This window comes from Leptothoe kymatousa TAU-MAC 1615, assembly GCF_018739865.1.
In the GTDB taxonomy this organism is placed as follows: Bacteria; Cyanobacteriota; Cyanobacteriia; order Phormidesmidales; family Phormidesmidaceae; genus Leptothoe; species Leptothoe kymatousa.
The window spans coordinates 299,586-321,167 of record NZ_JADOER010000009.1 but is presented as its reverse complement, the minus strand read 5'-3'; the positions used below and the strand labels follow the sequence as shown (position 1 = coordinate 321,167).

Annotated in this window: 18 protein-coding genes; 11 read left to right on the top strand and 7 right to left on the bottom strand. The window is 50.9% G+C overall.

The window, feature by feature from the left end:
* Positions 1-4 precede the first annotated feature (4 nt).
* The 4 genes from IXB28_RS11170 (at position 5) to IXB28_RS11155 (ending at position 5,689) form a co-directional block, all read left to right on the top strand.
* Positions 5-1,630 (top strand): cyclic peptide export ABC transporter, encoded by a 1,626-nt coding sequence (locus tag IXB28_RS11170; RefSeq protein ID WP_215618661.1) that lies wholly within the window; start codon positions 5-7, stop codon positions 1,628-1,630.
* Between the two features lie 50 nt (positions 1,631-1,680).
* The gene (locus IXB28_RS11165; protein ID WP_215618660.1) at positions 1,681-2,835 is read left to right on the top strand and encodes an esterase-like activity of phytase family protein; all 1,155 of its coding nucleotides are present in this window, start codon (positions 1,681-1,683) and stop codon (positions 2,833-2,835) included.
* A 282-nt stretch (positions 2,836-3,117) separates the two neighbouring features.
* Entirely contained in the window at positions 3,118-4,317 is a 1,200-nt protein-coding gene (locus tag IXB28_RS11160) for an NAD-dependent epimerase/dehydratase family protein (protein WP_215618659.1), read from the top strand.
* A gap of 241 nt (positions 4,318-4,558) precedes the next feature.
* Positions 4,559-5,689, top strand: a complete 1,131-nt coding sequence (locus IXB28_RS11155; protein ID WP_215618658.1) for a glycosyltransferase family 4 protein — start codon at positions 4,559-4,561, stop codon at positions 5,687-5,689.
* 19 nt (positions 5,690-5,708) lie between these two features.
* Here the strand turns inward: IXB28_RS11155 and IXB28_RS11150 are convergent, their stop codons facing one another.
* Positions 5,709-6,515 (bottom strand): response regulator transcription factor, encoded by an 807-nt coding sequence (locus tag IXB28_RS11150; protein ID WP_215618657.1) that lies wholly within the window; start codon positions 6,513-6,515, stop codon positions 5,709-5,711.
* A 627-nt stretch (positions 6,516-7,142) separates the two neighbouring features.
* Here IXB28_RS11150 and IXB28_RS11145 point away from each other — a divergent pair.
* Positions 7,143-7,640 carry a DUF302 domain-containing protein gene (locus IXB28_RS11145; protein WP_215618656.1) on the top strand — a complete coding sequence of 166 codons (498 nt, stop codon included), beginning with the start codon at positions 7,143-7,145 and terminating at the stop codon, positions 7,638-7,640.
* 8 nt (positions 7,641-7,648) lie between these two features.
* Here IXB28_RS11145 and IXB28_RS11140 read toward each other — a convergent pair whose 3' ends face one another.
* Together IXB28_RS11140 and IXB28_RS11135 are read right to left on the bottom strand one after the other, a co-directional pair.
* Positions 7,649-11,590, bottom strand: a complete 3,942-nt coding sequence (locus IXB28_RS11140) for a carbamoyltransferase C-terminal domain-containing protein (protein WP_215618655.1) — start codon at positions 11,588-11,590, stop codon at positions 7,649-7,651.
* Between the two features lie 720 nt (positions 11,591-12,310).
* Positions 12,311-13,360 (bottom strand): endonuclease, encoded by a 1,050-nt coding sequence (locus IXB28_RS11135; protein WP_215618654.1) that lies wholly within the window; start codon positions 13,358-13,360, stop codon positions 12,311-12,313.
* Positions 13,361-13,411: 51 nt separating this feature from the next.
* Between IXB28_RS11135 and IXB28_RS11130 the strand changes: the two genes are divergently transcribed.
* The 4 genes from IXB28_RS11130 to IXB28_RS11115 all read left to right on the top strand — a co-directional run bounded on the left by IXB28_RS11130 (position 13,412) and on the right by IXB28_RS11115 (position 16,497).
* Complete coding sequence (locus IXB28_RS11130) at positions 13,412-14,665, top strand: glutathione S-transferase family protein (protein ID WP_215618653.1); 1,254 nt, start codon at positions 13,412-13,414, stop codon at positions 14,663-14,665.
* 194 nt (positions 14,666-14,859) lie between these two features.
* Positions 14,860-15,321 (top strand): glutathione peroxidase, encoded by a 462-nt coding sequence (locus IXB28_RS11125; protein ID WP_215618652.1) that lies wholly within the window; start codon positions 14,860-14,862, stop codon positions 15,319-15,321.
* Between the two features lie 243 nt (positions 15,322-15,564).
* On the top strand, positions 15,565-15,990 hold the full coding sequence (locus IXB28_RS11120) for a VOC family protein (RefSeq protein ID WP_215618651.1): 426 nt from the start codon (positions 15,565-15,567) through the stop codon (positions 15,988-15,990).
* A gap of 273 nt (positions 15,991-16,263) precedes the next feature.
* The gene (locus IXB28_RS11115) at positions 16,264-16,497 is read left to right on the top strand and encodes a DUF1816 domain-containing protein (protein WP_215618650.1); all 234 of its coding nucleotides are present in this window, start codon (positions 16,264-16,266) and stop codon (positions 16,495-16,497) included.
* Positions 16,498-16,619: 122 nt separating this feature from the next.
* Here IXB28_RS11115 and IXB28_RS11110 read toward each other — a convergent pair whose 3' ends face one another.
* From IXB28_RS11110 to IXB28_RS11100, 3 genes are all read right to left on the bottom strand, one after another.
* Positions 16,620-17,270 (bottom strand): cupin domain-containing protein, encoded by a 651-nt coding sequence (locus tag IXB28_RS11110; RefSeq protein ID WP_215618649.1) that lies wholly within the window; start codon positions 17,268-17,270, stop codon positions 16,620-16,622.
* 353 nt (positions 17,271-17,623) lie between these two features.
* Entirely contained in the window at positions 17,624-18,406 is a 783-nt protein-coding gene (locus IXB28_RS11105) for an SDR family NAD(P)-dependent oxidoreductase (RefSeq protein ID WP_215618648.1), read from the bottom strand.
* Between the two features lie 163 nt (positions 18,407-18,569).
* Positions 18,570-19,145, bottom strand: a complete 576-nt coding sequence (locus IXB28_RS11100; RefSeq protein ID WP_215618647.1) for a TetR/AcrR family transcriptional regulator — start codon at positions 19,143-19,145, stop codon at positions 18,570-18,572.
* A 369-nt stretch (positions 19,146-19,514) separates the two neighbouring features.
* Here IXB28_RS11100 and IXB28_RS11095 point away from each other — a divergent pair, with 369 nt between their 5' ends.
* A complete protein-coding gene (locus tag IXB28_RS11095) occupies positions 19,515-20,129 on the top strand; it encodes a hypothetical protein (protein ID WP_215618646.1) in 615 nt (204 codons plus the stop codon).
* Here IXB28_RS11095 and IXB28_RS11090 read toward each other — a convergent pair.
* Complete coding sequence (locus IXB28_RS11090; RefSeq protein ID WP_215618645.1) at positions 20,126-20,842, bottom strand: DUF4336 domain-containing protein; 717 nt, start codon at positions 20,840-20,842, stop codon at positions 20,126-20,128. The two genes, IXB28_RS11095 and IXB28_RS11090, sit on opposite strands and share 4 nt — an antisense overlap.
* Before the next feature lie 142 nt (positions 20,843-20,984).
* Between IXB28_RS11090 and IXB28_RS11085 the strand changes: the two genes are divergently transcribed.
* Entirely contained in the window at positions 20,985-21,350 is a 366-nt protein-coding gene (locus IXB28_RS11085) for an endonuclease domain-containing protein (protein ID WP_215618644.1), read from the top strand.
* Positions 21,351-21,582: the final 232 nt, after the last annotated feature.

Below are 21,582 nucleotides of genomic sequence, written 5' to 3'. Positions count from 1 at the left end.
TTCCATGCGATTACTTAGCTATTTGCTACGAAGCTCTCCCTATATTGCTGTTTTAGCAATGTTAACTGCTTTTATTAGTGGTATTGGCAATGCCAGCTTAATCACACTGATTCATACAGCACTTAATACTGATGAAATTTCCAGTCAATCGGCCTGGAAATTCATGGTCCTGGTATGCTTTGCCCTAACAACAGCAATTATTTCTCAGATTCTACTTTCTTATTTATATCGTAAAGCTGTTTTTGACTGGCAGTTACAACTAAGCCGAGAAATCCTCAAAGCACCGCTACGTGAATTAGAAGAAATCGGAAGTGCTGATTTATTAACTGCGTTGGTAAAAGATGTCACTTCTGTGGGAAGCTCATTGCTGCCAATTTTGCCGTTATGCACCAATGTTGTGATTGTGTTGGTATGCTTTAGCTATCTCTTTTGGTTGTCGTGGCAGCTATTTGTGGCAATGGCAGTTTGCATGCTGATTGGAGCTCTCTCCTATAAACTCGTGCTGTTTAAGGGGCATGAAATTCTCAAGTTAGCGAGGGAAGAATCCAAGCAACTGATTGAATATTTTCGCTTATTGACTGGAGGACTTAAGGAATTAAAACTCCATAGCCATAGACGTCAGGCTTTTCTTGATAAAAACCTTGAACCAACTGCGGCTTCTATACAAAGACGTTTCTTTAAGTGGAGCGTAATGCATTCCTTAACCCAAACGTGGGCTAAGTTTTTGCTGTTTTTTGTAATGGGATTGATTATTTTTATCTTTCCTAAGTATATAAAATTTGATGCAGAGATTCTGACGGGGTATATCCTGACGTTGCTATATGTACGCGCTATGTTGTTTTCAATTATGGGCGCAATGCCAACCTTAACGAAGGCTAATGTTGCATTTGAGAAGATTGAAGCTCTGGGGTTAAAGCTTATCCCTGAGACTTCTCAACAGTCAAAATTACCAGATGCTATAGAGTCTTGGCAGTCGGTTGAACTGGTAAATGTGACCCATACCTACTACCGTGAAAAAGAAGATAGTACTTTTACCCTTGGACCCATTGATCTGAAATTTACCTCTGGCGAAATTGTATTTTTAGTGGGGGGTAACGGCAGTGGCAAGACTACATTGGCCAAACTTATTACAGGCCTATATTTACCTGAAACTGGCAACCTATACATAGATGGCAAAAAAGTAGTCGATAATAGTAGAGAACACTATCGTCAATTATTTGCGGTAGTATTTGCTGACTTTCAATTATTTGAAGATCTTCTGGGGTTAGAAAATCCCCATTTGGACATCCATGCCCAAGAATATCTGACAAAGTTACAGTTGAACCACAAAGTGCAAATTCAGGATGGCAAGTTGTCTACAACAGCGCTATCCCGTGGACAGCGACAGAGATTGGCTTTGCTTACCGCTTATTTAGAAGATCGGCCGTTCTATATTTTTGATGAGTGGGCCTCTAACCAGGATCCCATGTTTACTAAGATCTTTTATACTCAGTTTTTGCCAGAGTTAAAGGCACGGGGGAAAACTATTCTAGTGATTACCCATGATGACAAGTATTTTGACTGGTGCGATCGCATAATTAAACTCGATCATGGTCAAATTACTACAAAATTAAAGCCTGTGGCACTTTAATTCCATAAGCAGTCTGCTAGGCTATGTGAGCTTATGGACAGGTATGAGCTATGGGTAATAAAAACTGGCAACAAGGGTTAACAAATTGCCTGTGGGCAACAATTATTGGTCTTTTGATCGCGGGCTGTGCCGTTCCCCAGGTTAGTGCGGAGGAGCGCTTGTTTCTAGACCTGTCGGTGGAGCCGGTGGACCATGTGGTGCTGCCCATGGAGTCGTTTGACGGCACCGAAGTGGGGGGCCTATCTGCCATTGCCTACGATCGCAAACGCAATCAGTACTATGCCCTCTCAGACGATCGCCAACAACCTCGGGTGTATACCCTGGCCCTGGAGTTAAGTCCCACCGCCATCAACGATGCCAAATTAACATCCGTAACTTTACTGAAAGATGAAAACGGGGCCGCGATCGCACCTTTGGATGCAGAGGGTCTGGCCCTCACCCCCAGTAACAGCCTGATTATTTCCAGTGAAGGGTCCTTTAGGCAGCAGATTCCCCCCAAGCTACAGGAATTTGACCTGGCCACCGGGCAGCTAAAAAATACCCTGCGCCTGCCGGACCGCTATTTATTTGGCACAGACTCCGACGGCAATGCCCCCAAGCAGCAAACCCAAGGGATTCAAGAGAATATCGGCTTTGAAGCCCTCACCATCAGCGCCCCCGGTGGCTCCTACGAACCCTTTCGCCTGTTTGCCGCCACCGAAGGTCCCCTCTACCAAGACCTGGATTTAGATCCAGAAATTCCATTTAAAAACCGCTGGCTCCACTATTTAATTGATCCAAACTCCGAAGGCTTGGGCCGTTCCACCCTGCTGTCGGAGCATTGGTACCCCATGGACGATGCCCCCCTGGGGGCTGTGGTCAACGGCCTGTCAGAAATTTTAGCCATTGATGTGGGGGGCCACTTTTTGGCCCTAGAGCGCGCCTTTGGCCTCCAGGGGCTGTCGGTGAAGCTATACCAATTGGCCACCGGGGTGGCGACGGATACCAGTGCGATCGCAACCCTCCAGGGAGACATTAGCGGCATCACCCCCATCCGCAAGCAGCTCGTCGCTGACCTCACCCCATTGGCCCCAGATAACCTAGAAGCCATGGCCCTCGGCCCCACCCTCAAGGACGGCAGCCCTAGCCTGATTCTGGTCAGCGACAATAACTTTGACAGTCGCCAAGAGACCCAAATCTGGCTGTTTAAGCTTATTGGCCTTTAGGCAGCACCGTGCCCTGCCTAAAGGCTGAACAGTAAGCGCCTCAACCAGCCACGTATTTTTCTTTCTTCAAAGAATGTGGAATACACTTAGTCAACTTTATATTTCAGTAATCCCAATGGCCTAGAACAGTGGCGTTAGAGGCCGTCCCGCCAGCTGTAGCAACGCTTACCAAAGTTTGGCTCCATGTTCTTGCCACCGTCTCCACAGATCATGAGATAACGTTTCTATACACATATTCTGTATAATTCTTGCTAATCATGAAGGAGGCTTAAGCGCTAAAGGATGAAAGTAATCGTATTAGGTGGAGACGGCTTTTGTGGCTGGCCCACTGCACTGCATCTATCAAACGCAGGTCATGATGTGACCATTGTCGATAACCTGTCTCGACGCAATATCGACAATGAGCTGGAAATCGGTTCCCTAACTCCCATCAGTTCCATGACCACGCGTCTGGAAACATGGCAAGAGCTAACGGGCAAGACTATCGATTTCCACAACCTGGACATTGCCCAGGAGTACGACAAATTCTTTCACCTGGTTTGTGACTACGCCCCCGACGTGATTGTTCACTTCGCTGAACAACGGGCCGCTCCCTATTCCATGAAGTCGCCCAAGCACAAGCGCTACACCGTTGACAATAATCTCAACGGCACCAACAACGTGCTCTGTGCCATCGTCGAATCCGATCTAGATATTCACGTGGTTCACCTAGGCACCATGGGGGTTTACGGCTACGGCACCGCTGGCATGAAGATTCCCGAAGGGTATCTCGACATCCAGGTGGTAACCGACACCGGCAAGGTGATCGAAAAACAGATTCTGCACCCCGCTAACCCCGGCAGCATCTACCACATGACCAAGACCCAAGACCAGCTGTTCTTTGCGTATTACAACAAGAACGACGAAGTCCGGGTAACCGACCTCCACCAGGGCATTGTGTGGGGTACCAACACCCGCGAAACCGCCATGGATGAGCGGTTAATCAACCGGTTTGACTACGATGGAGACTACGGTACTGTTCTCAATCGTTTCTTGATGCAGGCCGCCATTGGCCATCCCCTAACGGTGCATGGTACCGGCGGTCAAACCCGTGCCTTTATCCACATTCAAGACACCGTTCGCTGTGTGGAGCTGGCCATCAATAATCCCCCCAAGAAGGGTGACCGGGTGAAAATTCTAAACCAGATGACCGAAACCCACCGGGTGCGCGACCTGGCTAGAATTGTGGCCGACATTGCCGGGGCTGAAATCCAGTACATGGAGAACCCCCGTAACGAAGCGGCTGAAAACGAGCTAATCGTTGACAACCAGTGCTTCTTGGATATGGGTCTCCAGCCCACCCAGTTGGACAAGGGACTGATGTTGGAAGTAACAGAAATCGCCAAGAAGTATGTTGGCCGTTGCGATACTTCGAAGATTGTTTGTACGTCCAAGTGGACCAAAAAAGCGTCCACAGCCCCCACTCCCATCCCCGCTAGCTAGGTGGATATTCAGGCTATGGAAGTTAGAGTTCGGAAGTTTTCGTTTTCTGACTTCCGACTTTATTAGTAGACGGCAGGAAGTAAGACTCAGTGGGTGATTCTGCTGGGCTTACTTCCTCTTTTTTGGGCCATAACGGTCTAAATAACTGTCCACAGGGGCTTGAGCCTTGGACAATTTCACGCTTGAATAATCAACAGCCCAGTATTTTTTGATACACCCGCATTCAACCACTGCTAACCGTATGCGCATTGCTCTGTTTACCGAAACCTTTCTCCCTAAAGTCGACGGCATCGTAACTCGCCTCAAGCATACTGTCGAACAGCTCCAGGCCTTGGGGGATGATGTCTGCGTGTTTTGCCCAGAGGGGGGCCTAACAGAATATAAGGGTGCCAAAATTGAAGGGGTGTCTGGCTTTCCCATGCCCCTGTACCCAGAGCTAAAACTGGCCTTGCCCCGGCCCTCCATTGGGGAAGGCATCGAAGCGTTTAACCCTGATTTGATCCATGTGGTGAATCCGGCGGTGCTGGGGTTGGCGGGGGTTTACTATGCCAAAGCCCTAGAGATTCCTTTGGTGGCGTCCTACCACACCCACCTGCCCAAATATTTAGAACACTACGGTTTTGGCATGTTTGAAGGCATGCTGTGGGAGCTGCTGAAGGCGGTGCACAATAACGCTCGCGTTAACCTGTGTACCTCCACGGCGATGCAGGATGAGCTCACCGAGCACGGCATTGAAAATGTGCAGGTGTGGCAGCGGGGTGTGGATACGGACCTATTTCGCCCCAGCTTGGCCAGCCGAGAAATGCGCGACCGACTGAGCGAAGGCCACCCCGATGCGCCGTTGCTGCTCTACGTGGGTCGCCTATCGGCGGAAAAGGAAGTGGATCGGATTAAGCCGATTTTAGAAGCGATTCCCGATGCGCGGCTGGCCCTGGTGGGCGATGGCCCCTACCGCGAAGAGCTAGAGGAGCATTTTGCTGGCACCGCCACTAACTTTGTCGGCTATTTAGGTGGCGAAACCCTGGCTTCTGCCTATGCCTCGGCGGATGCGTTTATTTTTCCATCCCGCACCGAAACCCTGGGGCTGGTGCTGCTGGAGGCCATGGCGGCCGGTTGTCCCACGGTGGCGGCCAATGCGGGGGGCATTCCCGACATTGTCACCGATGGCACCAATGGTTTTTTGTTTGACCCCCACGATGACGATGGGGCAATTAAGGCCACCCAGCGGCTGCTCGCCGCCCGTACCGAAAATGAGCTGCTGCGCCGCAATGCCAGAATTGAAGCGGAGCGCTGGGGCTGGCGCGGTGCTACCCAGCAGTTACAGACGTTCTATGCGGAAGTGCTAGCCAAGGATATCCCCATGGTGGCCTGAGGGCCGGTGGCTTAGGGCCTTAGGGCCGTTTGGACGTTGATAGGTATTTGATTAAAAAATTGATTACCGTTTTGGGTTTGATCGGCTTGGTGATAAATGCGGCAGCGCCGACCATTTTGCCCCGCATCCGATCGACGATGCGATCGCTATTGGCCACCAGCACAATGGGCGTTTCTTTGAACATGGCGATGCGGCGCACCTGGGCGCATAGTTCGTAGCCATTGGCCACGGGCAAGTCCAGCTCTAGAAAGATTAGCTGAGGTTTGTGGTCAATGAGTCTGGGCAATACCTGGAAGACATCGGATACATTGGCGTAGCCATAGCCCGCCCCTTGGACGATTTCGGCCATGGTTTGGCTATCGGCGATATCGTCGGAAACATACACAACGGAGGTGTGGCTCGTTAGGTCTGCATAGTCTAGGTCGGACGATTCGGGCGGAATCGGAATCGGCTGGCGCAGTTCCGCGTGGCGCACCAGCAGGGCATCAATTTTTTGCAAAACGTGTCGTGCCGTGGCAGGCTTACGTTCGTAGGTATCGAACCCGGTTTGGAGCAGCATTTGCCCAGATACATTGGGGGCGGCCATGGCAATCACCGGGATAGACCAGGTGGCGCTCGATTCTTTAAGGATTTTGATCGCCTGCCAGCCGTTCAGGCCCTGGGCGTCCACATCCATCACAATTAGGTCCGGCGCTTCGCTAACGGCCATGGTCAGCCCCTTATCCCCTTGCTTGGTGGAGACGACATCGTGTTCGTAAAGGGCAAAGGCTTGTTCGAGGACCTGGCGACTGGAGCGATTACTATCGATGAGGAGGATTTTAGCCATGGTCCCTCACCTCAACAATCTCTAAAAAAATAAGTTTTAGGATGTTTGGTGGGATGAATTGGGCACTAAACACTTGAAATGCTTGATAGGCAGGCACGGGTGGGAAATATTCAGCTAAAAACATGGTATTTCCCCTGTTTTAGAGGTCAGTGACTTTTAACAGAATATACTAAGCAAAATTACGGAAAAAATTCAACTAAAGTCGGAATATTATTGAGAAATCTGTATTTTTTTTGAATTGGCTGGTCAAACTGGATGGAAAATTGCTAACGGGCTTACGTGGTGAATTGGCAAGGTGTGCTTATTTTTACTTGATGGGTCAGTAGGATTGCGTGGAGTCCACCCCGGATCTCCTTTCAAGAGGGGCTACTGTGTATACATAAGTCAGAGAGAATAGCTAAACCTCTTCATTTCAACGGTTTCAGAATTGTCTGACAAGGGGGGGACGTTGCATAACAGAATTTTGTCTAGGATTTTATTTTCGTGCATACGCCTTACTGGCTTTTCCCAAAAAGCATCCTTACGTTTAGCCGCACTGTAATATCCATTAAAAAAATCTGTAACATGCCCAATTTTCTGTGTCCTGGGGCATAGTTAAAAGCTAGTGTTCTAGCTCCCACTCCAAACATGCATAAGAGTAATGTCCTTGGTCTTGGGTTAATGGCCCTGCTAACCGGTTTAACCGCCGCCTATTTTTTCCGTGCCCGTGCGGTTGCCCAGGCCACTGCCCCCACCGGGTTAGTGGTTAAGTCTAGCCCCCACAGCGTTGATGAAACCGAAACCCGATTTAAGAAGGTTTTGGAGGCCAAGGGGCTAAATCTGTTCGCCACCGTTGAGCACGATGCCAATGCCGCCGGAGTGGGTCTGGACCTGCGCCCCACCCGGGTGGTGATTTTTGGTAACCCGAAGATTGGTACGCCCCTGATGCAGTGTCAGCAAACCATGGCCATTGACCTGCCCCAAAAGTTACTAATTTGGGAAGATGAAGGGGGCGAAACCCAGCTAGCCTATAACGATCCGCAATATTTGGGCGGTCGCCATCGCCTCAATGGCTGCGGTGTGGAAAGCTTAAAAACCATATCCGGGGCATTGAATAATTTGACCAATGCTGCGATCGCGCCCTAGCCCTAGCCCTAGCCCAAATAGGCCGACAAACAGGTGGGCGTTGTTTTTGTTCTCAGCTCCACAATGCCCGCCGTTTCCCCAGACTGGGAAAAGAGTTTTTCCAAATTCTGACGCTCGGGGGATTGGGGCCGTTGCACACTTAGCTGCAACAATCCCTTGCAGATCAGGTCTTCTAGCTGGGCCTGGTTGGCCGGTGTCACAAACCGGGACCATTGGGGCCTTAGTCGCTGGATGGTTTGCAGGGTTTCGTATAGGTCTTCGTTGATTTGATAGGTCGTAAAATACGGATCGTCTGGCACAAATAGCTCAATGTGTTGCTGAGTGTCCCCCAGACCCGACTCAATGCGGAACCTCAGGTTTGGCAAGAGAGATAAATAACAATCCTCTCGGCTAGGGGATGCCAATAGCTGACGCATGTGGAAATAGCCTGCCACAAAATCGTAAATTCCCTGGGTGGGGTTATGGATGGTGCGACAGAAATAGGACGCCGATGGCTGCTGAGACTGTTGTTGAATTAGGATGTAGCCAAAGTTTACGGCCTGCAAACCTGCCCCATGGAAGTTGTTTAGCCACCTTTCCAGTTCAGTATTGTACTCCTCTAAACTTTGGCCAAAGGGGGCATGGCTGTGGGGCACCGAGAACAGCACATCGTCGCGATCCGCCGTACACAGCACTAGCTGATGGGCCTTGCCCCCACCCCACCACTGGTTTAGCTTGGCTTGATATTGTTGAACATCCACCAGGTCTGTGACAATAAACACCTGCCCCTGGGGCTTTAGGTGCCTAGCACTGTCACGGATAATGGCGGCTAAGATCTCTTCTCCATTGGCGCCCCCATCGCGAAACCCAAGGTCTCGACTGGGGCTGGGCACAAAGGGAGGGTTGGCCAAAATTGTGTCGAAGGTTTGCCCCGCCACCGGCTGATATAAACTGCCCTGGTGAAACTGAATATTGCGAATATCATTGAGCTGGGCATTGAATCGGGAAAACCGAATCGCCCGGGGGTTGAGATCGACCGATGTGATTTGCTGGCCATAGCGGCTGGCCACTAGGCCTTGGACGCCGCTGCCACAGCACAGGTCTAGAATCGCAGCAACAGAATGGCGGGGCGCCGTATACACCAGCCCCTGGCTGTCGGCTCCGATGTACATCACCGGACTTTCGTCCATGCTATCTTCTGACAGCAGCATATACCGGTGGTCCGTGGCGATATACAATCCCTCCACACAAAATAGGTCAATGCGTGACGACCATTGTTCCCCCCGTTGAATCAGCAGCCCTAACCCTATGAGTAGCTGGGTTAGCGATGGGCCTAAAATCTCCTGTAGGCGAGTTTGGGGTAAGGCCACCCGCAACAGAAATAGTCTAATCAGATCGTCTAGCTGGCTATGGCCTAGGCGAAAACGATCGTAATAGTGCAGCCGTGTGGGTTCAATGGACTGCAACGATTCCACATCTAGTTTTTGGCAAATTGTTGTCAGGGTATAGTCGGCCTGCTGCAAACAATGGCGCAGTTCCCCTAGCTGATGTCGCAGGGTAAAGTCGCTGGCTTCAAAGGGGGCCAGGGTGTGGGCACTGGCGCTGGGCAAAGGAGAGTCTATGCTATCTTCGGCGGCTTCCCGGTGGGCCAGCTTCACCCCATAGTGTTTTAGCTGTTCGTGGGCCCACTGGATCTGTTGGGCCAGTTCCCCATGGGTCAGACACAGTTGATGGCGAATGTTTTCTTGCCAACCGGGTTGGTCGGACACCAGGGCCATTAGGAGCTTCACCTGGTCAAAGCTGTAGCTTCTGGGCTGGGTTGGCTGATGCAGCTGGCGCCCTCGGACGCCATTTACTTTAGAGGCCAGGCGAATGGCGGAACTGAGGCTATGGCCGCTCACCTTTGCGGGGGCCTTCAACTCCGATTTTTGGTTGGCACTTCCCGTAAAATGTTGTTTAGAAAGACCACTTTCTTCGGCCAGGTTCACCAGGGTAGAGCTGTTGAGGGGATCAAAAATCCAGACGACGTCTTGGGTGACTCGGCTATGGAGCGGCCCCATGACAGGAGAGTCGGGGAAGAGAACGCTGGTCTCTTTGTACCGGGCTCCCAGCTTAGATAGCTGCTTGAGTTCTGTGTCACTCCAGGGACAGCGATCGCACTTCCCAAAAAAGAGCGCCCGATCCAATTTTGCCATTAGCTCAGTAACGGCGGGCTGGTTGGGGGGCAACCCTTGGGGCACCACGGCATCGCCCGTCTTCGACAGATGTTCTCCATAGTTTTGCACCCGCACGTGCTTTTTCGCAATCCACACATTTTCAATGGCCAGATAGTCAATATCCGTATTCAAAAAGGTTTGGATCGCCTCTGCCGGTGTTTCCACAATGGGTTGTCCCGCCACATTAAAGCTGGTATTCAGCAATACGGGTGGTCCCTGGCGCAGATCCACCAGCTGATGACAGAGCTGATGAAAATAAGGATTGTGCTCGGCGGTTACCGTCTGGACCCGTCCGGTGCCGTCCACATGGGTGACCGCCGGAATCTGTTGTTGCATCTCGGGCTTAATCGGGGCCACCATTAACATAAACGGCGATTTTCCATCCAGTTCAAACACCTGGTCCACCGCTTCTAACGGAATTACCGGAGCAAAGGGACGAAATGCCTCGCGGAATTTTACCCGGGCATTAATAATGTCGCGCATCCGCTTAAATGTCGGATCCGCCATAATAGATCGGTGCCCCAGGGCTCGGGGACCATACTCAGCGCCCCCTTCAAATCGGGCAACAATATTCCCCTGGGCCAGGGCCTGGGCACTGCGCTCCACCATGTCTGCGGGGGTTAGTTCTTCAAACTCAATCAGGTCTTCAAATTGTTCTAGGGCCTGACTAACCTGGGGTGGCCCATAGCCATGGCCCAGGGTGGCCTGGGTCAATGCCGGCCGCTTAACACCCCCCTGTTGGCCATAGGCCCATAGGGCGGCCCCAGCCGCAATGCCACTATCACTCGCCGCCGGAAAGATAAAAATATCGTCCAACCCTAGGTCTTTAAAGAGTCTGTAGTTGGCCACCGAATTTAGCCCCACTCCGCCAGCGATGCAGAGCTTTTTCAGCCCGGTGCGCTCCATGGCCAGTTTAACAATATGCTTCAGTGCCTTTTCCAGCTCCGACTGAATCTTGTAGGCTAAATCTACCAAATAGGGCCGTAAATAGGGTTTGCCCTCGCCGTTGTCGTAGGTCTTTTCTAGGGCCGCTATTTCTAAAAAGATGTCGTAGGGAGAGATGGACAGGCTATAGCTATTGTCCACGGGTTTAATCCAATCATGGAAGTTAGCCTGTTCTCCACCAAAGGGGGCTAACCCCATCAGCTTTCCAGCCTCCGCATGGCTAACATTGGTATTGCCCATTTTAGAAACAAAGCCAGCTTTGCGGGTGACATATTCGTACAGAAACCCGAGGGTGGACAGACCGGTGAGATGGGAGTCAACAGTTTCGCTGTGGAGAGTTGACAGAGTATGGCCATGGCCCTCGTAAAGGGTGTAAGATTCCGTACGGTGGTCTTGATGGGTGGTGCCTGTGGCGTCGATCACCAGCACCAACGCGTCGTCAAAACCCGATGGCCAATAGGCTGAATAGGCATGGGCCAGGTGGTGGCTGGGAATTGCCAAGACCCGGTCGGCAATGTCCGCAGGCAGCGTATTGCGCATAATTGTCGGCGCAAAATCATGTCCTGGCATATTGGCGGTTACCGCTGTTAAATCATTTAGGGTAATGCCGCAGCTATCCAAACAGTAGCGAATGGCATCGTGGGGAGGCTGCATTCGCGCTGTTACCCCAGGCGATTGCAGCATAAAGCCAATGCTATATTTTTGTCGATCCAGACGTTCTTGTTCAATGGCCACCAAGATCTCACCATCTTTCACGATGGCAGCTGAACGCTCATGGCTGAGGTTCAGCCCAAGAAAGTACTGGGACATATGTGCCAACCTATGGATAAAATTGCAGCGCCGTTAAATAACTGAAATGGCCCCTAACCCGCTTGTACTGACATAAAGCAACGTACAAAGCGAATGGCTTGCCAAATCTGCAACGACAAAGTTGTTTTTAGTACTGTAATAACTCCGATATTTTTTTTTGCGGAGTACTGATGATGACAATACCATTTACAGCTGTGATAGGAGTAAAAAAATTGCATATTCTCGAAAACGGAGCTAAAAATTGCCCCTGGAACGAGTTCAAAAAATCTTTAATTTCCTAGCGGTTTAAGGCCCTAGGAAATTAAAACGATCTTTAAAATCTGTTAGAAGTAAAACCTGTGCCGCTGCGGGTATGGGAATGGTTTTTAGACTGTTGCGGATGCCATCGGGGTAGCAGTTTATGCTTTAACCTAGCAACGAAATTTTGTGTGGCCACATAAAAACATTGGTTCTGCTCCCACAGCCATTAGGGACATTGTATGCAGTGCCCCTAATGGCTGTGTCTGGCTACCGTGTATACACATCTCGAACTAAAGCTCAAATTCCTGCATTGGCCCCCCTTTATGGAAATATCTACGTTTTCCTAATTAGGCGTTCTGGGGTTTCCCCAATCCTGGGGGGATTTAGGGGGGCCTTCGACAGCAAAAGCGATTTTACGATGACTTGTGGGTACACCGTAGCTGTGTCTGGATATTTAGATATCTATGTTGGTGCCGTTCCCTATCTCTCACAGTAAAGGCGGTTGGCCAGGCTAGGATCTAGGACGAACGGATTTTCGTTGCCCTGTTGTGAGGCGATGGCCGTACTGCGCTGCTGTTCTTGGGTACTGACTGGGTCAATGGCATTCCAGCTACATAGAACATTCCGCTGCTGTTGAAAGAAGCCGGTATCTGCCTGGTTGCGATAGATGGTGTAGAAGTAAAACTGGGCCCGGGCGATGTCCCCTTTTACTTGTTCCCTGGGTTCAAAGGCCCCTTGGGTAGCTTCGCTGTAGGCGTCGATATTGGTGGTGGGGATGGCGTTGGTTTCATCGGCAGCAATTAACCACCATCTGGTTTGTGTGTCATCAATTTCTGCAAATGGTAAACTGCCGCGGCGGCTATTGACGCTGACCTGGGATGGAAACAGGTGGTGCAAATCGCTTTTGGCCACCCCCGTTGCGCCTCTGCTCTGGGGCCAGGAATGTTCGGCATTTAAACCTCGGCCATTTTGAAACGCATCGCTGCGGGGGGTGCGGGAGTTGGGGCGAATGGGTTGCTCAAAACCTGAATAGATGCCGCGCACAACGCCGTTATTGTTGTCTAGTTGGCTAAACATGTAGTCTCGGGCACGGCGATAGCCCAAACTGTTTTCCACATCAAAGTCTTCTGCTAACTGACGCCGCAGAGCCTCCCCCCTTAAGTTTGGCAGGAGAGTTTCCTCTGGGCTGCTGCCAGGGTTGTCTTCAGGGGGGACTGCTGCTTCTGGGTCCGGCGCGATCGCACTTTCAATGTAGCGTTCCACCACCCACCGTTCCTCACCGTTGGGCAACCTAAGCTTGACCCAGGTGCTATTGGCCACCGTATCTATTACTTCAGCCACTGTTCCCGTGGCCGCTCGGTCCACCAGGCTCGGGGATGAGGTTTCATGGAGCGGCACCCCTTGGGGATTAGTGGCTCTTAAAATAATGCGATCGCCCGGTGATAGATCTAAGGCAAAGGCCGGGGCCACCATTAGGCCCAAGGAAAGGCCAACGGCTAAGCAGAGGCTCAAAATCTTTTTAATCATCATCGGCTATTATCCCTAGTGTAGATACAGCAACGCTATTCTATTGTTCATACTATGACCACTGCTCCCTTGACCTGGCCTGAGTTAGAAGCCCTCGACACGATTCAACCCGAGCGGGTCAATGGCCCCACCAATGCCCAGGCGCGGCTGCGGCTGTTTGGCCAAACCGAAGCCGACGTGCGGGTCACCCTATTTCGCGATAACCATGCCTGGTGTCCCTACTGCCAAAAGGTGTGGCTGTGGTTAGAGGAAAAGCAGATTCCCTATCGCATCGAAAAGGTGACCATGTTTTGTTATGGGCAAAAAGAAGCCTGGTATAAGAAAAAGGTGCCCTCCGGTATGCTGCCTGCGGTGGAACTAGACGGTCAGCTGATCACCGAAAGTGACGATATTTTAATTGCCCTAGAGCGGGCGTTTGGTCCCCTGGGCGTTGCTATGCAGTCGCCCCAGGCCATGCCCCTGCGCCGGTTGGAAAGGCTGCTGTTTCGGGCCTGGTGTAGCTGGCTGTGTCAGCCGGTGCGGTCGGCCCGCCAGGAGCAGTTTAACCGGGAGCAGTTTGTTGAGGTGGTATCCAAGGTGGAAGCTGCCCTAGCCGCCACGCCAGGACCTTATTTTTTAGCAGATTTTAGTGTCGTCGATGTGGTGTTTACGCCCTATGTGGAACGGATGAACGCCAGTTTGTTTTACTACAAAGGCTATTCCATGCGAGAAGAGAATCCGGGCTTTGCCGCCTGGTTTGAGGCCATGGAAACCCGACCCACCTACCGGGGCACCCAAAGCGATTTCCATACCCATGTGCACGATCTGCCGCCCCAGATGGGGGGCTGTTGGGAAAATGGGGAAGACCAGGCCAGGGCCAACCAGCAACGGGTGGATCAGGGGCCTTGGCTGGGGCTGCCAGACGTGGGATATGCAGAGCCCGAAAACTCTCGCGAGGAAGCGCTGCACCGGGTGCTAAAACATCGGGAAAATATCGTTCGGGTGAATCCGGTGGATAGTCAGATATTTGATCAAGCCCTGCGCTGTGCCCTAACGACCCTGATGCAGGGAGAACCGTGCAAGCCACCCCAGGGCAGTGATGGGGGGCTGCGCTATCTGCGCGATCGCATCAATGTGCCACGGGATATGTCCATCTATGCTGGCAAGCGCCTGCGGACGGCCCTAGAAGCAACCGCTTCCCTGGTGGGCGATGCCCAGGGGCCAGAAATTCCGGTGCGCAATCGCTATGACCAAAACCCGGCAGACTTTGCCCCCGACAGGGAGGACAGCCCCACCCTACCGTTTGGGCTGAACTGGCTAAAGCGCTAATGCTTGGGGCATGGTGCCTCCTTAGGAGCTGTTAAGAAACCACTTCACGGTTTAATCCTGAAAAGCTTGTTAAGCCATGATTTCAAGGAACAAGGCCATGATTCTAATCTTTAACAAGCCCTTAGCGGTGGAGTAGTACCCCTAGAACCAAAGATGGTTGATAATATAAGCGTTGTCCAAATCGTTAATCCATCATGCCTGTACCCAGTAATCTAGCTACACTAGATGGTCAGCCATTAAGTCCCGATGCGATCGCAAATAAAGTCGTTCTATTCGTTAACGTTGCCAGTGCGTGTGGTTTAACGCCCCAATATAGCGGCCTAGTCGAACTAGATCAGAAATATGGCGCCCAGGGCCTAGTCGTTGTCGGCGTGCCCTGCAACCAGTTTGGTGCCCAGGAACCCGGCACAGCGGACGAGATCAAGGACTTTACCAAGACCAAGTACGACGTAGACTTCACCCTGCTAGAAAAGCAGGACGTTAACGGTGCTAACCGTAGCCCCCTATATCAGTTTCTAGTGGGTGAAGGCGACGATATCGAATGGAACTTTGGTAAGTTTGTCGTCGGTCGTGACGGTGAAGTTGTTGCCCGATTTGACCCCAAAACCGCCCCCGATGCCCCTGAGCTAAAAGCGGCCATTGAAAAGGCCCTATAGGGCTAAAAGCGGCCAAGGGGAGCGCCCAAACACCCAGGCTAAAGGCCGTAGGGACATGGGATGCAATGCCCTTACGGAAAAAGCTTTTCGGTGCCAACGCCTAGGTTCCTGAGATTTACAAAATCCATACTCTCTTAATGCCCCTTTGTTCATTTTTGGATAAAGGGGCATTACCCTAGGGGCCGCCAACACCAGACAGCCGCTTTGCCCTACCCTAGGGGAGACCGCATAAAAAATTGAGCCATGAACACTCTTTCCCCAACATCGCCTAGAACGGCGATCGATGTTGGATTAGTCACCGCCAACCTGGAGCGTTCTTTGCACTTTTATCGGGATCTGCTCGGCTTAACGGTGGTGCAAGAACTGACAACAGCCCTGATTGGGCAAGGGCGCATGGTGCAGCTGAGCCATGGCCAGTCACTACTCAAACTCGTGGAGTTTAAAACAACACCCACCCACCCCATCAGCACGGATATTGCTGTCGCATGTGGCTATCGCTACATCACCCTACTGACAAACAATATCTACGAAATTTTGACAAAACTAGAGCGGGAAGCCGCTATGATACGTTTGAAGGCAACTCGGCTTCCCAATGGCTCAATAATTGCCATGGTTAAGGATCCTGATGGTAATATCGTCGAATTTTCCCAAGAACCCCTGGGTGCTTAGGTTGTTGCGCCTTGAATTTATTTTTTATGATGATAATTGATTTGCATAGATTATCATTTAATAACTTTTATTTATAAAAAAGTATCAAGGCCAACAGTGCAGAGATTTCTCAGGGGAGTATAAGGGAAAAGGTGCGTCTGTTTAGGACGTGATTCATACTGTTGTTGATTTCAAGAGCGATGCGATCTGTCCCCACAGATCTTTCAACCGTTTCTGAAAAGTCATAGTGAAAATCAGCAACGCCGAACTGTATTTCAATGAGTCCACCCTATTATGAAAAAGTTTATACATCAGCTGTTTAGCCTCCTCGACAGGTCCTGGTGGTTAGAGATTTTAGCCGCTTCCCCTAGCCGTGGCTACTATTTTGGGCCGTTTGAGTCGGAAAGTGAAGCGCTGCAAGAACAGCGTCGCTACGTGAAAGATATTGAAGGTAAAGGCAGTGAAGTTTTGCTAGTTTCCGTTGTTCGCCGCCAGGCACCCACCAATAGAATGGTTGAGTATTTTTAAGCCTAGGCCAGCGATCCGTCGCCTGAGCTACCTTTAAATATCTCAGAAAGTATCTCTTGCAACAGAGGGTTTCACCCCACATACGTATTTCGTCATTAGGCCTGTAGCCCTACGCAACAGATTTACAGGTGTCCCGTTTTTACATAGATTAGGCACCCTTCTTCGCTGAAGGGGGTGTGGACACTGTTGGGCGGGTTGCGTAGCCAGGTACCTTTTGGGTAAACGCCCTGTTCGTCGGCGAAGGTGCCCTCCACAACAAAGATTTCTTCCCCGCCCCAATGGCGATGGGTTTGAAATTTTGTATGCGGTGCCCATTTAACGAGGGCAACTTGCTCCGTGCCAAAGCTGTGTAAAGGCAGCACCTGGAGCCCAGGGATCAACCCCGGCACAAAGGGTGTGTTGTTGGTATCAATGGTGACCTGTTGCTGATCTGCGGGATCCATCTGTTGCAGTTTTACTAATATGGTTGCCCCCTCTTTGCTGTAGGGGGTGTGGCTGGAACCCACCGGATTGCGCACATAGGTGCCCGGGGGGAAATCTCCATGTTCGTCAGAGAATACACCGCTTAGCACAAGAAACTCTTCTCCGCCACCATGGGTGTGGGCGGAAAAGTAACTGTCAGGGGCATAGCGCACCATGGATGTGGCGCGTGCTACTTCTTCACCATCGCGTTCTAACATTTGCCGCTGGACACCGGCCATGGGGGAATCGACCCAGGGTAAGCTATCGGTATGGACAACAACACGCTGGCGGTAGTCGGTGTGTAATTTCATCGGTTATCTCCATCACTACAGGGACGTTTTTGTCAGCTAAAGATAGCATTTTCGGAAGTGGGTGTTAGGGGGTAGGAATGCTGAAGGAGGGCCATTTTCTAACTCGGAGTTAGGGGTTAGGAATGCTGAAGGAGGGCCACTTTCTAACTCGGAGTTAGGGGGTAGGAATGCTGAAGGAGGGCCATTTTCTAACTCGGAGTTAAGTAGGTGATCCTAAATTAATTTTCAGATATCGAGACCCCCTCTTCCCAATTCTGGGGGAGGCCAGACTCAAAGCCCCCAAAATTGGGGGTTTGGGGGCAGAAACAAGCAGTTTAATAGCTTGGTTGTATCTTGCAAAAGATTGAGTTCACCTAGTTATACTGATTACGTCCGGCCATCACACCGCCGTCCACATCCCAAATAGCACCGGTGACCCAGGCGGCGTTGTCGGAGAGTAAAAATGCGATCGCATGGGCCACATCCTCCGGCGTACCCACCCGACCCATGGGGTGAAAACTGTTGAACCCCTGCAGTGCTCCGTGAACGTCGTCCTTGGGGATAAAGCCTTCATAGATGGGGGTTTCCACCACCGCTGGAGACACCGCATTCACCCGAATATGCTTATCCGCCAGCTCCATGGCAAGATGTTGCGTCAGGGAGTGCAGCCCCGCCTTGGCCATGGAATAGGCGGAGGATGGGGTGGCCTGCACCGCCTGCTTGGCCCACATGGAACCGATGTTGACAATGGCCCCGCCATTGTTGTTTTGGATCATGTTGCGGGCCACGGCCTGGGTAATAAAAAAGGTGGCCTTGTTCAGGTCCAAATAGAGATCGTAGTCGGCGGCTTCGTAGTCTAAAAACGGCTTGGGCAAAAACACCCCGGCCGCATTCACCAACAGGGTGGCATCGCCGTGGGTCTGGTTAATTTTGGCAATTAGGGCCTGCAGTTTCTCCGGCTGGGAAATGTCGGCCCGCTCGGCCACCACGGTGCCGTAGGCCTTGAGTTCGTCCACAGCGGCCTGGAGCTTTTCGGCCCGGCGACCCACCAGCACAGCGGCCCCACCATGGTCGAGCACAGTGCGGGCAACGGCTTTGCCCATGCCGCTGCTGCCGCCGATAACAATTAGCTTTTGGCCGGTAAATGATAAAGACATGATGGTTCCTCGTGGTTAAGTGACTTTTACCTACTAGTTGGTAGTTTATAAAATAAAATATCTACTAGTAGGTAGTTGAATGTGGACAAACTACCCGGGGTGGATGCAAGCAGCCATAGCCCACCAGGTTTGAGCAGCCCCCTGGTGGGCTATGGCTGGTGGGCTATGACTTAGAAAACTTGGCGGTTAACAAGGGATAAACCACCTGCTCGAAGGTGGCGGTGCTATTGTCTGCTGAACGGGCCAGCAGCTGGGCCCCTTGAAGCATGGCGATTAAGCCCTTAGCCTCTTGGGTGACCGACGGTTGACAGGTCCAAATCCCGTCATCGCAACCTTGCTGCAGTAGTTCGCCCAGCCAGGCTTCGGTATCGCGGAAAAAGATTTTAATCTCTGCGTGCACGGATTCGGGGAGTACGGCAAAGTCTGCGGCCAGCATGGCACATAAACAGATTTGACCATTGCTCAATCCGTCTCGGTAGAGATTGGCAAACTGGATCAGCTGTTGATCTAGGCTGGCTCGGGATTTGGCAATGCGATCGCAGGCCTTTCCCATGGTTTGCCGATATTGCACCACCAGCTCCTTCACCAGCTCATCCTTAGACGGAAAGTGATAATGGATACTCGCTTTGCGGATACCCACCTGCTTAGATATATCAGCGTAACTAAAGGCGCTATAGCCCCGGTTACGCACCATATCCTGGGCGACATCCAATATGCGTTGGGCAGTGCTTTTTTCCATAATCAAAGTATCTACCACCTAGTAGGTAGATGTCAAGCAAGACGATCTAAAAAAATAGATCGGTTTCTCCCCTGCAGACAGCAATAAATAAAAAACTTGTTGGTCCTGCGCAATCCGCTAACGTTTTTATGCAAAAGATCGCAGGGAGAAAATACTGAACTATTCGTTTTTAATTTTAAGATTGATGTCTCCTTAATCAAAAAGAGTTTAATAAACATAATTTAAGAGACTTCGTGTATCAACGGATTCAGCGATTCCGGAAGTTTGTTCTGTCAATTTATAAAAGTCTTCTATGTTTAAGGGCATACTTAAACATAAGCAAATGAGCCTTGAGCCACCCCTGAAAATCACATTGATTGGAAAAATAGAATGGCACACGATTTAGACCTAATTTGTACCTTTCTGGACAAGTCTCTGAACAAAGAACCCGTCATCATCAACAGCAGCTATCTCAGGGCTCATAATATTTGCGACAACAATCAGCTCTTCGTCAAAAACGAAGGTCTCTTAGCGTCTAGCCATTTAGTGCAAGATCCCCACTGCTTTTTAGTGAAGCTAAGCTCCCCCTACTGGCAGCTGATCAACAAAATTTTGCTAGAAAAAGGGTTTATCCCCAACGAAAGCAAGGGCAACACCGAGTTTTACACCTATCAATACAGCAAGGTGCCCCCGGCCTATGAGGTCAACTGCACCAGCCCCAATGAACTGTGGCGCAAGTGGTGGATCCAACGCAACCAAAAAAGCACGTCCATGTGGAATCTAGATTTCCTAATTCGCACCCGCAGCGAGTGGTACCCCGTGCGCGATATTGAAATCTCCAACCATTCCATCTTTATCCAAACCCTGGGGCAAAAAATTCGCCTAACCGAAAACGACGTAGCCGTTTGGTTGCACAAAGCCAGAAATAAGGTCACCCCCAAGCGCCAGGCCGTTGCCCTAGAAAGCTATTCTCGACGCAAATATGCCGTCAGAAACGCCAGCTAGGGCGATAAAGAACAGTCCAGAAACCATTCATAGCCTGCCTTAAACGCCGCCTTGCCATTTGTTTCCACAATGCTGCCGTGGGCCGGAATCACCCGGTCAAAGTCCCAGGCCAAAACCTGGCGCACAGAATCTGCCACCGTCGCCTTATCGCGGGTGCCCCACTTTTCTAAACGGCTGGGTTGCAGTTGGTTGTAGCCCCCTAAAATGCGGGTGCCCAGACGCACAGAAAGACTGCTATTTTGACCAAAGTTAAAGGCGATATCCGTAAGAATTAGGCTGCGGCTGGGGCGATGGTAGAAAACCGTTTCATTGGCCATGCAAATCCCCTGGGGCAAGATCGACGCAAACCCACGGAACGGCATGTAGTCCAGTTCGCCATTAAAACTGCCAGGTTGGTTCACCAGGTCATCCAGCTTTAAGTCGGGTCGTTTTTCCGCGAGACCCTCCACCCCCCACACCGTTGCATTGGGATATAGGGACTGCCCTTGGCCCACAAACATATGGTGAAACAGATTGGGCGCAATGATGTGGCGCACTGTACCCAGGGTATCTAACTGAAGACGATGGGCGGCATCCAGGGCAATGGGAGAAATAAGCACCAGGTCGCCGTTGCCCAGACGTACTACGGTCATGCGGGTGCCTATTTCTAGGCCGATAAAGCGAAGGGGCTGGCTGGCGCACCACAGGTTATCGGCAATGGGGGTAAGGTTCATCGGTTCAAGTTTTGTAAGGTTAACAGCTTTTTTAGGCCCCCAACCCCCAATACTGGGGGCTTTGATGTGCATTTCAAATTCGTAGATCTAATCAATTACTATTTTTTGGGTATTTTTAGTCGAGGTCTATGATGGTGTCCTGATGCATCATTCAAAAAGAATTAGGAGCACAACACCCGAAATTGCGGCGGCAGCTAAACGGTTACGAAAGAATATGACTATCGCTGAACAGACACTTTGGACCGCATTAAAAGCTCGTCAGCTAGATGGATTTAAGTTTCGGGCACAGCATCCGATTGGTCGCTTCATTGTTGACTTTTATTGTCCTGCCTGTCGTTTGATGATTGAAATCGATGGTGCTATTCACGATACACAACTTGACTACGATATCGCTAGAACAGAACAGCTCGAACGCTATGGTTATCAAGTTTTACGGTTTACCAATGATGACGTAATCCATCATTTATCAGACGTGCTGACTACTATTCGTCAAACAGTCACTAAATGAAAACATGATGGATGTTTTCTAAGATCCAGTAATCGTCAAAGAGGCCAAAAGTCGTTTATTCCCTCAAACTCCTAATTCTGGAGGCTTTGAGTTTAGTTTCCCCCAGAATTGGGGGACGGAAGGGGGCCTCGATAGGCTTGGCATAGTTCCGGCCATCTACTTATATAACGGGGATATATCGATAGTCAGCATGCGCATCAATTAACGTACGTAAAAACTTTCGGTTCGATTA

What these genes read in the sequence shown, in the direction of transcription:
- IXB28_RS11140 (WP_215618655.1), bottom strand. Translation starts at nt 11,590, where the DNA reads ATGTCCCAGTACTTTCTTGGGCTGAACCTCAGCCATGAGCGTTCAGCT.
- IXB28_RS11120 (WP_215618651.1), top strand. Translation starts at nt 15,565, where the DNA reads ATGAACACTCTTTCCCCAACATCGCCTAGAACGGCGATCGATGTTGGA.
- IXB28_RS11160 (WP_215618659.1), top strand. Translation starts at nt 3,118, where the DNA reads ATGAAAGTAATCGTATTAGGTGGAGACGGCTTTTGTGGCTGGCCCACT.
- IXB28_RS11130 (WP_215618653.1), top strand. Translation starts at nt 13,412, where the DNA reads ATGACCACTGCTCCCTTGACCTGGCCTGAGTTAGAAGCCCTCGACACG.
- IXB28_RS11100 (WP_215618647.1), bottom strand. Translation starts at nt 19,145, where the DNA reads ATGGAAAAAAGCACTGCCCAACGCATATTGGATGTCGCCCAGGATATG.
- IXB28_RS11170 (WP_215618661.1), top strand. Translation starts at nt 5, where the DNA reads ATGCGATTACTTAGCTATTTGCTACGAAGCTCTCCCTATATTGCTGTT.
- IXB28_RS11125 (WP_215618652.1), top strand. Translation starts at nt 14,860, where the DNA reads ATGCCTGTACCCAGTAATCTAGCTACACTAGATGGTCAGCCATTAAGT.
- IXB28_RS11150 (WP_215618657.1), bottom strand. Translation starts at nt 6,515, where the DNA reads ATGGCTAAAATCCTCCTCATCGATAGTAATCGCTCCAGTCGCCAGGTC.
- IXB28_RS11115 (WP_215618650.1), top strand. Translation starts at nt 16,264, where the DNA reads ATGAAAAAGTTTATACATCAGCTGTTTAGCCTCCTCGACAGGTCCTGG.
- IXB28_RS11165 (WP_215618660.1), top strand. Translation starts at nt 1,681, where the DNA reads ATGGGTAATAAAAACTGGCAACAAGGGTTAACAAATTGCCTGTGGGCA.
- IXB28_RS11105 (WP_215618648.1), bottom strand. Translation starts at nt 18,406, where the DNA reads ATGTCTTTATCATTTACCGGCCAAAAGCTAATTGTTATCGGCGGCAGC.
- IXB28_RS11110 (WP_215618649.1), bottom strand. Translation starts at nt 17,270, where the DNA reads ATGAAATTACACACCGACTACCGCCAGCGTGTTGTTGTCCATACCGAT.
- IXB28_RS11145 (WP_215618656.1), top strand. Translation starts at nt 7,143, where the DNA reads ATGCATAAGAGTAATGTCCTTGGTCTTGGGTTAATGGCCCTGCTAACC.
- IXB28_RS11090 (WP_215618645.1), bottom strand. Translation starts at nt 20,842, where the DNA reads ATGAACCTTACCCCCATTGCCGATAACCTGTGGTGCGCCAGCCAGCCC.
- IXB28_RS11085 (WP_215618644.1), top strand. Translation starts at nt 20,985, where the DNA reads ATGCATCATTCAAAAAGAATTAGGAGCACAACACCCGAAATTGCGGCG.
- IXB28_RS11095 (WP_215618646.1), top strand. Translation starts at nt 19,515, where the DNA reads ATGGCACACGATTTAGACCTAATTTGTACCTTTCTGGACAAGTCTCTG.
- IXB28_RS11155 (WP_215618658.1), top strand. Translation starts at nt 4,559, where the DNA reads ATGCGCATTGCTCTGTTTACCGAAACCTTTCTCCCTAAAGTCGACGGC.
- IXB28_RS11135 (WP_215618654.1), bottom strand. Translation starts at nt 13,360, where the DNA reads ATGATGATTAAAAAGATTTTGAGCCTCTGCTTAGCCGTTGGCCTTTCC.